Origin of the sequence: Paenirhodobacter hankyongi, from assembly GCF_003664585.1 — a bacterium.
Taxonomy (GTDB): domain Bacteria; phylum Pseudomonadota; class Alphaproteobacteria; order Rhodobacterales; family Rhodobacteraceae; genus Rhodobacter; species Rhodobacter hankyongi.
In genome coordinates this window covers 43,565-54,691 of the sequence record NZ_RCHI01000008.1, presented here as the reverse complement: position 1 = coordinate 54,691, position 11,127 = coordinate 43,565, and the positions used below count along the sequence as shown (strand labels likewise).

Below are 11,127 nucleotides of genomic sequence, written 5' to 3'. Positions count from 1 at the left end.
CCGAACACTCCCCCGGAGCCTGTCCGCAAGGAAAAGCCCCGGGTCGTCGGCGTTTTCTCGGGAGAAGTACTCCCCGGGGTGACAGGGGGCGGAAGCCCCCGTTCACTCGATCCGCTTCTGCATCCGCTCGATATGGTCGCGCAGCTCCTCGGCCTCGCGGCGCGCGTCGCGCAGCCCGTCCATCGCGGCGCGCAGCTCGGCCTCGGTCTGGCTGAGGTGGTTCGTCAGCTCGGCCTCGCGGCTTTCGGCATAGGCGACGGCGCGGTCGCGTGTTTCCTCGGCCTCGTGCAGCGCCTGCGCCATCTGCTCGAGCTCGCCCATGTCGGCCTGGCTCACCCGGGTGAGACGGTGGATCAGCCAGGAGGCGAACCAGCCGAGGAAGAAGAAGACGAGCAGGATCAGCGCCGTCGCGAAGATGAATTCGGGTCTGTTCATGGCGGTCCCTCGCGTCCTCAGTTCTGGTCGGTCTTCAGCCCCTTGGGGCGGGGTTTCGGCGTGCCGGGCGAGTCCTTGGCCGGGGCGACCGGGATCTCGATCGTCGGGTCCTGGGCTGCGGCCACCTCGGGCGACACCGTGGGCGGTGCGGCGGTCTCGGCGGCCGGTTCCGCCGGGGCGGCCGGTTCTGCCGCTGCCGGGGCGGGCTGATCCGGGGGCGCGGTCGCGACGTCCGGGGCCGGGGCCTCGGCGGGTGTTGCCTCGGTGGGGGCTGCCGTCGCGTCCGGCGCGGTCGCGTCGGTCTCGGCGGGCGGCGTCGCCTCGGGCAGGGGCTCCTCGCCCATGCCGGCAAGCGGCTCGCCCGTCGCGTCTTCCATCGGCCCCTCGTTGCCCGAGAAATCGGGGCTGTCGAGCGGCGAAAGATCGGGCGCCATGTCCTCGGCCGGCACCTCCTGCGCCGCCTCGGGTGTCGCCGCCGCGGCCTCCGGGGGCAGCTGGGCTGCGTGCTCCTCGGGCGCGGTGACGGGGGCGGCCTCGGGCGCGGGCAGTGGCGCGCCCTCGGTCTCGACCGGGGTCGCGTCAAGCAGCACGAATTCGATCCGGCGGTTCGCCTCGCGCCCGTTCTCGGTGCCGTTGTCGGCGATCGGCTGGCTCTCGCCATAGCCCTTCGCCACCAGGTTCTCGGTCAGCACCCGGCGGTCGCGCAGCGCATGCAGCACGGCGAGCGCGCGATCCTGGCTGAGCTGCTGGTTCATCTCCTCGCGGCCCTGGCTGTCGGTATGGCCGGCGATCTCCATGCGGAAATCCTGGCAATCCTTCATCGCCTTCACCAGCGCCTCGATCGGCTTTTCGCCCGCGGCCGCGATCACCGCCGAGCCGGGCTCGAAGCTGATCTTCTGCTCGGCCAGAACGGCGTTCAGCCGCCGCACGCATTCGGGCCCGTCGGGCAGGCCCAGCACCGGGTCGAGCCGGCGGTCATAGCGCACGTCGAGCGCGATCCGCGCGCCCTCGCCGAGGCGCTGCGTCAGCACCCGCGAGATCGTGTCCGAGGCCTGGGCGTCGCCGGTCACCCCCTTCACCGTGACGAGGTCGGGGGTGACCGTCACGCTGCCCTGCGCAAGGCTGTCGAGCGCCTCGAGTGCGGCAAGGGTGCGCACCGGCCAGCCCTGCGGCAGCTCGCCGTCGATCCGGGTCGCGCCATAGACCGCTTTCGCGCCGAAGCGGGCGCGGGCAAAGCTTTCGACCGCCTCGCGGCCGCGCTCGTTCGTCACCCGGCCGCGCAGTTCGACCTTGCCGTCCTCGCCCAGAAGCGCCGAGAACTCGGGCCGGGCGCCGGCCTTGTCGGCCTTCCTCTGCAGCTCGGTCTTCAGCGAGAACACCTCGGGCAGGTTCGATTCGAGCTCGCCCACGACCTTGTCGAAGACGGCGGGGTCCGTGCCCTCGTTGGCCGAAAGCGCGATGTCGCCATCCGAGAAGGTGATCGTGCCGGCGCCGATCTCCTTCAGCGCATTGATCCCCATCACCACCGCGTCGGCCCATTGCGGCGAGGGCGTGCCCATGCCGACGGTGCAGCCCTGTGCGCCCTTCGCGCCGGCGGCCCGCGCGGCGGCAAGGATGCGGTCGCGCGCCCGCGTCGTGTCGGCCGAGCAGGCATCGAAGCGCGGGCCGACCGAGTCGATCAGGAAGCGCAGGGTGAAGGGGGTGATGACCGGCCGCGGCGCCGAGATGTCCGAGGTCAGTTTCAGCTCGACCGGGCGGCGGCGGGCGAGGGTGGTCTCGATCCGGGTCTTCTCGGCCGGGCTGTCGGTGATCGCCTGCACCTCGACCCGGCCCGGATCGACCGAGATCTTCGCCCGCGGCAGGGTCTTCAGTGTCTCGACCGCGAAGTCGAGCGCCATCTGCCAGCCCGCGGGCACCGGGTAGTCGGCGCGTTCGAGCATGTCGGTGACGGTGCCCTGATCGCCAAGCGCGGTCTGCAGCCCGTCGATCAGCGCCTTGCGGTCGGTATCGGCGGGGACGAGGCCGATCAGCGAGATGCCGTCGTCGTTGCGCAGCATCTGCAGCGAGAATTCGGGCGGCGCGATCGCCGCTGCGCCCTCGACATCGGTGCTGTCGACAATGCGGGCGCTGTCGACCACGGTGCCGGCGATGGTGATGGCACGAAAGCGCGCCGCCTCGGAGGGCGCGGTGCCGAGCAAGATCACCTGCAGCCCGTCCGCCTCGGCGCGCACCCAGTTGACGCCCGCGCTCTCAAGCGCGACGCGCACCGCCATGCGCGAACGCTTCTCGATGATCGTGGCCGAGCCGCCGGCGACGAAGGCAGAGAGCACGAGCGCGGAAGCGACGGCGGCGGTGGTCAGGAGAGTGGTGCGCAAGCGCATGCAGTCAGGGCCTCCTCCGGTGTGTGGGCAACCTCTTACGGGGCGGGGCGGGGCGGATCAATCACACGATTGCGGCAACGGCGAGAAACAGCGCAGCGATCAGACCGGTGTCGCGGGTGGCGCGGAACAACCGCAGGCAGGTGTCATTGTCGTCGATGTCGAGCTGGCGCAGCAGCCACAGCATGTGCCAGCCCATGCCCCAGGGCGCGCAGAGCGCAAGCACGAGGACAAGGGGCGGAACCCCCGCCGGCAGAAGCGCCGCCAGCACCGCGGCAGTCATCAGCGCCACGACGGCCACAAGGAAACCCGAGAGCCATTTCACCGTGTCGGTGCCGAACAGCCGCGCCGTCGACTTCACCCCGATCAGCGCATCGTCCTCCTTGTCCTGATGGGCATAGATCGTGTCGTAGAACAGCGTCCAGATCAGGCCGGAGAGGTAAAGCAGCACGGGCGCCAGGCTCAGGCTGCCGGCATGGGCGACCCAGCCCAGCAGCGCGCCCCAGTTGAAGGCGATGCCGAGGAAGGCCTGCGGCCACCAGGTGAAGCGCTTGGCGAAGGGATAGATCGCCACCGGCACCAGTGCGACGATGCCCATCAGGATCGAGGCGCCGTTGAAGGTCAGCAGCAGCAGCGCCGAGACCGCGATCTGCGCCACCATGAAGGCCAGCGCCTGCTTCACTGTCACCTGTCCCGAGGGGATCGGGCGCGAGCGGGTGCGGGCGACCGAACCGTCGAAATCGCGGTCGGTGATGTCGTTCCAGGTGCAGCCGGCGCCGCGCATCAGGAACGCCCCGGCGGTGCAGGCCAGCGCCCACCACAGGTCCGACAGCCGCGGGCCATCGGCGGCTGCGGCGAGTGCAATCCCCCACCAGCAGGGGATCAGCAGAAGCCAGGTGCCGATCGGCCGGTCAGCGCGCGCCAGCCGCAGATAGGGGCGCGTCACGGGCGGCGCCAGCCGGTCCACCCAGTTGCCCTGCACCGCATCCGCGACCGTGCCGTGAAGCTCTGGCATTTGTTCCGTGCCTCCCCTAGATTTCCGCGCATGGACCGCGCCAAGATCAGACTGTGTGTAGATCACCCGCTGGGGCCGGGGCAAGCCGTGCCCCTGACGCCCGAGCAGGCGCATTACCTGTTTTCGGTGATGCGCGAGGGACCGGGGGCGCGGGTGGCGCTCTTCAACGGCCGCGACGGCGAATGGACCGCCGAGGTCGTTGCCGCCGCGAAGAAGGGGGGCACGCTCACCTGCCTTGGCCAGGCGGCGCCACAGCTGGACCCGCCGGACCTGTGGCTGATCTTCGCGCCGATCAAGAAGGAGCGCACCGACTTCATCGTCGAGAAGGCGGCCGAGCTCGGCTGTGCGCGGATCGTGCCGGTCCAGACCGAGTTCACCAATTCGCAGCGGATCCGGCAGGACCGGCTGCAGGCGCATGCGCTCGAGGCGGCCGAGCAATGCCTGGGCACCTTCGTGCCCGAGGTCACCGACCTCGTGCCGCTGCGCCGGTTGCTTGACGGCTGGGACCCGGCGCGGCGCATCCTGTGGGCGGACGAAAGCCTGGTCGGGCCGGCCGAGACGCTCGCGGGCCTCGCCCCCGGCCCCTGGGCGATCCTGATCGGCCCCGAGGGCGGGTTTTCCGAGCCCGAGCGGGCGCGGCTGCGCGTGCTGCCCTTCGTGACGCCGGTCTCGCTCGGCCCGCGCATCCTGCGCGCCGACACCGCCGCCTGCGCGGCGATCACCCTGTGGCAATCGGCGCTCGGAGACTGGCGGTGATCCGCCCCGAGCTGCGCGCGGCGCTGCAGCGCCACCGCGAGACCCTCGCGGCGGCGGGCACCGCGGCACTCGGGCTCTGGATCGCGACGCGCGGCGGCTGGCTGCTGGGCCCGCTCGGGCTTGGCCTGTGCGCGCTGGCCCTGGTCTGGGCAGGAACGGCACTGCGCCGCACGCGCTTTGCCCGGGCGGTGACCGATCCGGGCCTTGTCGAGGTGGACGAGGGGCGGATCGGCTATTTCGGTGCCGGCAGCACGGTGCTCGGCGGCTATCTCGCGCTTGCCGATCTGGCCGAGATCCGCCTTCTCACCCTGCGCGGCGCGCAGCACTGGCGGTTGAAGACCGGCGACGGGCAGGCCCTGCTGATCCCGGTCGCGGCGGCGGGGGCCCCGGCGCTCTATGATGCCTTCGCGGCGCTGCCCGGCATCGACATGGGCCGGCTTGCCGCCGCGCTCGATCGGCGCGAGGTCGCACAGAGCCTGTGGAGCCGGCCCACGCGCGCCTCCCTTGACTCGGCGCGCTGATAGCGCCACCTGTTGCCCTCGGTTTCCGCAAGAAAGGCGCGTGCATGTCCATTCCCCAGCAGGGCGGAGGCCCGATCGAACGGTTCGAGCAGCTCGCCGAATACATCGCCTCGGGCGAGAAGCCGCGCGTCGACTGGCGCATCGGCACCGAGCACGAGAAGTTCGGCTATCTCGCCGACAGCCTGACGCCGCTTCCCTACGAGGGGCCGCGCTCGATCAAGGCGATGCTCGAGGGGCTGCGCGACGGCTTCGGCTGGGAGCCGGTGCTCGAGCAGGGCAAGATCATCGGCCTGACCCAGAACGGCGCCAATGTCAGCCTGGAACCGGGCGGGCAGCTGGAACTGTCGGGCGCGCCGCTCGAGACGATCCACGACACCTGCGCCGAGGTCGGCGAGCACCTGCGCGAGGTGCATGCGGTGGCCGACCGGATCGGGGCGAAGTTCATCGGCCTTGGCGCCGCGCCGATCTGGCGCGGGGACGAGATGCCGATGATGCCGAAGGGCCGTTACCGGCTGATGACCGACTACATGGACAAGGTCGGCACCATGGGCAAGACGATGATGTATCGCACCTGCACGGTGCAGGTGAACCTCGACTTCGCCTCGGAAGCCGACATGGTGCGGAAGATGCGCGTGGCGCTGGCGCTGCAGCCGGTGGCGACGGCGCTGTTCGCGAATTCGCCCTTCCTCGACGGCAAGCCCAATGGCTTCAAGTCGTGGCGCGGCAATGTCTGGCAGAACCTCGACCCCGCCCGCACCGGCATGCTGCCCTTCATGTTCGAGGGCGGCGCGGGCTACGAGCGCTATGTCGATTACGTCCTCGATGTGCCGATGTATTTCGTCTACCGCGACGGGCAGTACATCAACGCACTTGGCCAGTCCTTCCGCGATTTCCTCAAGGGCGAGCTGCCGGCGCTGCCGGGCGAGAAGCCGACGCTCTCCGACTGGGCCGACCACCTGACCACCGTCTTCCCCGAGGCGCGGGTGAAGAAATACATCGAGATGCGCGGCGCCGATGGCGGGCCGTGGCGGCGGCTGTGCGCGCTGCCGGCGCTCTGGGTCGGGCTGATGTACGACCAGGGCGCGCTCGATGCCGCCTGGGATCTGGTGAAGGGCTGGGACGAGGCCACCCGCGAGGGCCTGCGCCGCGCCGCCGCCAGGGATGCGCTGCAGGGCGAGGCCGGGGGCGTGAAGCTCCACGATCTCGCGCGCGAGGTGGTGGCGATCGCGAAGACCGGCCTTGCCGCGCGGGCGCGCCCCTCGGCGAACGGTCTGATCCCCGACGAGACGCATTTCCTCAATGCGCTCGAGGAATCGATCGAGACCGGCAAGGTGCCGGCCGACGAGCTGCTCGATCGCTACAGGGGCGACTGGAACGGCGATCTGACCAAGATCTACGCCGATTACAGCTATTGAGACGGAAAGGGAGGGGCGCTGCCCCTCCTGGCCTGCGGCCAGTTCACCCCGAGGTATTTGGGGCAAGATGAAACACGCCCCCATTCATCTTGCCTCCAATACCTCGGGGGGAGGCTGCGGATGCAGCCGGGGGGCAGCGCCCCCCGCGACGGTTCAGCCCATCGGCACCGGCGGCGGGGTGTTGCCCGGCTGCGGCCCGAAGCGGTTGGTACCGGGCTGCGAGGGCTGGACGAAGAAGAACAGCAGGATCAGCCCGCCAATGAGCGGGATGAAGGCGATCAGCAGCCACCAGCCCGACTTGTCGAGGTCATGCAACCGCCGCACCCCGACCGCGATCATCGGCACCAGGATCGCGAGGGTGAAGATCGTGCTCAGCGGGCCGCCATTGCTGACCCAGCTGGCATAGCCCGGGCCGTGCATGAAGCGGCCGGTGCCGAACAGCATCGAATCGACGATGCTCAGCACGATCTGGCCGAGAAAGGCGAAAAGGACGAACCACCAGTATTCCGAGCGCGCGGCGCGGCCGGAGAAGGTGGCGTATTTCGTCAATGACGAGCGAACGGCGGTCTGGAAATCCATCGGGGCCTCCTGGCTGATGCGCGCATCAGGCCAGCGAAGCGCGCCGGGATCAACCCTTCTTTCCGATCTTCGGCTCGCGCCCCTGGGCAAGGCGCTGGATATTGGCGCGGTGGCGCCAGAAGATCAGCACCGCCATCGCCGCCACCAGCAGCATCATCTCGCGGTGGCCGAGCGCGAGGGCGAGCGGCACCGCCGTCGCGGCCGAGACGAGGGCGGAGAGCGAGGAGATCCGGCTGAGCGCCGCGGTCACCAGCCAGACCGCGCAGGCGGCGAGGCCGACCGGCCAGGCAAGCGCGATCAGCGTGCCGAGAAAGGTCGCCACGCCCTTGCCGCCGCGAAAGCGCAGCCACACCGGGTAGAGATGGCCGACGAAGGCCGCGCCGCCCGCGATCTGCGCCGCGGTGTCGTCGAGGAAATAACGCGCGAGCAGCACCGCCACCGCGCCCTTGCCCGAATCGAGCAGCAGCGTGGCCAGCGCCGCGCCCTTGTGCCCGGTGCGCAGCACGTTTGTCGCGCCGATATTGCCCGAGCCGATCGTGCGCAGATCGCCCAGCCCCATCAGCCGGGTGACCACCACCCCAAAGGGAATGGCGCCGAGCAGATAGCCCAGCACCGCCACCCCGGTCAGCACCGCGGCCCCGTTCTCCATTCCAGGCATCACTGCTCTGCCTCGTTCTTTTATTTTTCGTTATGCGGATAAACCTGCACCCCGGCGACGAATGTGGCAAGAACTTTGCCTTCCATCCGGGTGCCGTCGAAGGGGGTATTCTTCGATTTCGAGTGCAGGGTAAAGCGATCAAGAACGAAAGGCGCATCCGGATCGAAGAGAACGAGGTCGGCGGGCGCCCCCTCGGCCAGCCGGCCCTGCGCGAGGCCCAGCCGTTTCGCCGGGTTCAGCGCCATCGCGCGGAACAGCTGCGGCAGGCTCAGCGCGCCGGCGTGGTAAAGCCGCAGCGCCGCGGGCAGCAGCGTCTCGAGCCCGACCGCACCCGAGGCCGCCTGCTCGAAGGGCAGGCGCTTGCTTTCCTCGTCGGCGGGCGTGTGCATCGAGCAGATCACGTCGATCAGCCCGTCGGCCACCGCCTGCACCGCGGCCAGACGGTCCTCTTCCGAGCGCAGCGGCGGCGTCATCTTGAAGAAGGTGCGGTAATCGCCGACGTCGAATTCGTTCAGCGTCAGGTGATGGATCGAGACGCCCGCGGTGACGTCGAGCCCCACCGCCTTGGCGCGGGCAAGCGCCGGCAGCGATGCGGCCGAGGTGATCTGGTCGGCGTGATAGCGCACGCCGGTCATCTCGACGAGGGCGAGGTCGCGTTCAAGGCCGATGCGCTCGGCCATCGGGCTGACGCCGGGCAGGCCGCGCAGCGAGGCGAACTTGCCCGAGGTGACGGCGGCGCCATGGCTCAGCCCCGGCTCCTGCGGGTGGCCCACCACCATCGCGCCAAGCGCGCGGGCATAGGTGAAGGCGCGGCTGAGCACCTTGGCGTCGGTGGTCACCGCCTCGGCATCGGTGAAGGCGACGGCACCCGCGTCCATGAGAAAGCCGATCTCGGTCATCTCGCGGCCGTCGCGGCCCTTGGTCAGCGCTGCCATGTGGCGGATGCGCACCGGCGCCTCGGCCGCGCGCCGGGTGGCGAATTCCAGCGATTCGGGGGTGTCGATCGAGGGCAGCGTGTCGGGGCGGGCGATCACCGTGGTGACGCCGCCGGCGGCCGCCGCGCGCCCGGCGGTGCGGAAGCTTTCCTTGTGCCGCTCGCCCGGCTCGCCGATCTTCACGCCGAGATCGACGATGCCGGGCGCAAGGCACTTGCCGGCGCAGTCGATCACCTCGGCCCCCTCGGGCGCGGCGATGTCGCCAAGCGCCGCGATGCGGCCATCCTCGATCAGCAGGTTGCCGGGGGTCTCGGTCAGGCGTTCAGGGTCGATCAGGCGGGCGTTCTGCAGGAACAGGGTCATGTCATTCCCCTCTGGATCTCGCGGACCAGCGACTGCACCGCCGCCGCGTCGTGAATGTGGAAGAAGCCGCGCATCAGCGGGCGTTCGGGCCGGTCCTTGCGCTGGATCACGCCGACCGGGAAGGTGACCGAATTGCGGCCAAGCCCGACGGCCAGCTGCGGCGTCAGCGGATAGCGTTCGAGGTAGGGGGCGGCGCCCGGGCGCAGCGTCGCGATGTAGATCGCCCGGTCGCTCAGCGCATAGCGGGTGTCGATCAGCCGGCGGTTGCCGAAGCCGCTGCGCCGGGCGAGCTGCAGCGCCGAGAGCACGAAAAGCCCGATCCCCGCCACCGCCTGCGCGGCCGAGCCTCCGGCGCGCAGGGCGATGACGATCCCCGTGCCAGCGCCGCCCGCAAGCACGGCAAGGATCGCCGGCCCGCCTGCCGGGGTGAACAGCCGCGGATCGGGGGCGCCGTGCCAGCGCAGCATCTCGCCCGGGGTCAGCAGCCCGCCCCAGAAGGCGGCGCCGTCGCGGCCCACCTGCGGCAGGGGCGTGTCTGCCGCGGCCGGGCCGGGGGCGGAGGCGGGCGTGTCGCTCACCGCTTCACCTTCGCGCGTTTCGCCCGCGCCGCCTCGATCGCCGCCATCACGGCGGCGCCGTCGGCAAGATGCTTGATCAGGTGCTTGTCGCCGGCCTTGGTGACGATCTGCACATCGCCCATCAGCCGGCGCACAGTGGTGATCTCGAGCAGCATCACCTGCCGCCCCTGCGGCCCGACAAGGCGCCGGTCGGTCAGCTGCCAGCGCCGCGCGAAGGCCTCGGAGCGGAAGTAGAGCGCGCGCAGCGCCATGCCGACGGCGATCGCCAGCGCGGCCACCGCGATCTGGTCGGTGTGGCCCATCCACACGAGCGCGGCCGAGACCAGCACGATGCCGATGCCGGCCAGAACCGCCGTGTCATACCAATACCGCCGGGGATCGGCGCTGAACACCGCCGCGACCTTCTCGCCCGGATCGAGCGGCAGCTCGGAGGCCGGGCCGGGGCGATAGTCGTGGACGCTGTCGCGCTTGATCTCAGACATAGACATCCCCGACGGCGGCGCGGCCCCGCTCGGCGCGCAGGTTCTGCGCGAGCAGATCCATCACCGCCATGCGCACCGCGACGCCCATCTCGACCTGGTCCTGGATGACCGAGCGGGTGATGTCGTCGGCGATGGTGCCGTCGATCTCGACGCCGCGGTTCATCGGACCGGGGTGCATGACGATCGCGTCGGGTTTCGCACAGGCGAGCTTTTCGGCGTCGAGCCCGTAGCGGAAGAAATACTCGCGTTCCGAGGGGATGAAGCCGCCGTCCATGCGTTCCTTCTGCAGGCGCAGCATCATCACGACATCGGCGCCCTCGAGCCCCTCACGCATGTTCTCGAAGACCTCGCAGCCGAATTCCGAGATCCCCGAGGGCATCAGCGTCGGCGGCCCGATCAGCCGGATGCGGTTCTTCATCTTGCCGAGCAGGAACAGGTTCGAGCGCGCCACCCGGCTGTGCGAGACGTCGCCGCAGATCGCCACGGTCAGCCCCTCGATCCGGCCCTTGCTGCGGCGGATCGTCAGCGCGTCGAGCAGCGCCTGCGTCGGGTGCTCGTGCTTGCCGTCGCCGGCATTGATGACGGCGCAGTTCACCTTCTGCGACAGCAGCTCGACCGCGCCCGAACTGGCGTGGCGCACCACCAGCAGGTCGGGGTGCATCGCGTTCAGCGTCAGCGCGGTGTCGATCAGGGTCTCGCCCTTCTTCACCGACGAGGTCTGCATCGACATGTTCATCACATCCGCGCCAAGCCGCTTGCCGGCCAGCTCGAAGCTCGACTGCGTGCGCGTCGAGTTCTCGAAGAACATGTTGATCTGCGTCATGCCGGCGAGCACGTCGGTGCGCTTCACCGTGCGGCGGTTCAGTTCGACGTAGCGGTCGGCGAGATCGAGGACGGTCCGGATCTCCTCCGGCGCCAGATGCTCGATGCCCAGAAGATGCCTTGCGCGGAATGACATGACTGCCTCCGAAGTTGTCCGGGGCCGCTTATGGCAAAAGGGGGGGCATCCGTC

The 11,127-nt window shown here is 70.1% G+C and carries 12 protein-coding genes; 3 read left to right on the top strand and 9 right to left on the bottom strand.

Going from position 1 to position 11,127, the window contains the following annotated elements; translation table 11 throughout:
- Positions 1-102: 102 nt before the first annotated feature.
- The 3 genes from DYS74_RS10255 to ubiA form a co-directional block, all read right to left on the bottom strand.
- A complete protein-coding gene (locus DYS74_RS10255) occupies positions 103-435 on the bottom strand; it encodes a hypothetical protein (RefSeq protein WP_121533492.1) in 333 nt (110 codons plus the stop codon).
- Between the two features lie 17 nt (positions 436-452).
- A complete protein-coding gene (locus tag DYS74_RS10250; RefSeq protein WP_121533490.1) occupies positions 453-2,816 on the bottom strand; it encodes an OmpA family protein in 2,364 nt (787 codons plus the stop codon).
- 61 nt (positions 2,817-2,877) lie between these two features.
- Complete coding sequence (ubiA, locus tag DYS74_RS10245; RefSeq protein ID WP_245965257.1) at positions 2,878-3,828, bottom strand: 4-hydroxybenzoate octaprenyltransferase; 951 nt, start codon at positions 3,826-3,828, stop codon at positions 2,878-2,880.
- 30 nt (positions 3,829-3,858) lie between these two features.
- Between ubiA and DYS74_RS10240 the strand changes: the two genes are divergently transcribed.
- The 3 genes from DYS74_RS10240 to DYS74_RS10230 are packed head-to-tail and all read left to right on the top strand — an operon-like array spanning position 3,859 to position 6,520.
- Positions 3,859-4,584 carry a 16S rRNA (uracil(1498)-N(3))-methyltransferase gene (locus tag DYS74_RS10240; protein WP_121533735.1) on the top strand — a complete coding sequence of 242 codons (726 nt, stop codon included), beginning with the start codon at positions 3,859-3,861 and terminating at the stop codon, positions 4,582-4,584.
- Positions 4,581-5,105, top strand: a complete 525-nt coding sequence (locus DYS74_RS10235; RefSeq protein WP_121533486.1) for a hypothetical protein — start codon at positions 4,581-4,583, stop codon at positions 5,103-5,105. The genes DYS74_RS10240 and DYS74_RS10235 overlap by 4 nt, the downstream gene beginning before the upstream one ends.
- Before the next feature lie 44 nt (positions 5,106-5,149).
- Positions 5,150-6,520 (top strand): glutamate--cysteine ligase, encoded by a 1,371-nt coding sequence (locus tag DYS74_RS10230; RefSeq protein ID WP_121533484.1) that lies wholly within the window; start codon positions 5,150-5,152, stop codon positions 6,518-6,520.
- Positions 6,521-6,673: 153 nt separating this feature from the next.
- Here the strand turns inward: DYS74_RS10230 and DYS74_RS10225 are convergent, their stop codons facing one another.
- Genes DYS74_RS10225 through DYS74_RS10200 form a run of 6 tightly spaced genes read right to left on the bottom strand, consistent with a single transcriptional unit; the run spans position 6,674 to position 11,073 of the window.
- Positions 6,674-7,099: a DUF805 domain-containing protein gene (locus DYS74_RS10225; RefSeq protein WP_121533482.1), complete on the bottom strand. Its 426-nt coding sequence runs from the start codon at positions 7,097-7,099 to the stop codon at positions 6,674-6,676.
- A 49-nt stretch (positions 7,100-7,148) separates the two neighbouring features.
- Positions 7,149-7,757 (bottom strand): glycerol-3-phosphate 1-O-acyltransferase PlsY, encoded by a 609-nt coding sequence (gene plsY / locus DYS74_RS10220; protein WP_121533480.1) that lies wholly within the window; start codon positions 7,755-7,757, stop codon positions 7,149-7,151.
- A 20-nt stretch (positions 7,758-7,777) separates the two neighbouring features.
- Positions 7,778-9,055, bottom strand: coding sequence for a dihydroorotase (gene pyrC, locus DYS74_RS10215; RefSeq protein ID WP_121533478.1), 1,278 nt, complete (start codon positions 9,053-9,055; stop codon positions 7,778-7,780).
- Positions 9,052-9,633: a hypothetical protein gene (locus tag DYS74_RS10210; RefSeq protein ID WP_121533476.1), complete on the bottom strand. Its 582-nt coding sequence runs from the start codon at positions 9,631-9,633 to the stop codon at positions 9,052-9,054. Before DYS74_RS10210 ends, pyrC begins: the two co-directional genes overlap by 4 nt.
- Complete coding sequence (locus tag DYS74_RS10205) at positions 9,630-10,115, bottom strand: hypothetical protein (RefSeq protein ID WP_121533474.1); 486 nt, start codon at positions 10,113-10,115, stop codon at positions 9,630-9,632. Before DYS74_RS10205 ends, DYS74_RS10210 begins: the two co-directional genes overlap by 4 nt.
- Positions 10,108-11,073: an aspartate carbamoyltransferase catalytic subunit gene (locus DYS74_RS10200; RefSeq protein WP_121533472.1), complete on the bottom strand. Its 966-nt coding sequence runs from the start codon at positions 11,071-11,073 to the stop codon at positions 10,108-10,110. The genes DYS74_RS10205 and DYS74_RS10200 overlap by 8 nt, the downstream gene beginning before the upstream one ends.
- Positions 11,074-11,127 lie beyond the last annotated feature (54 nt).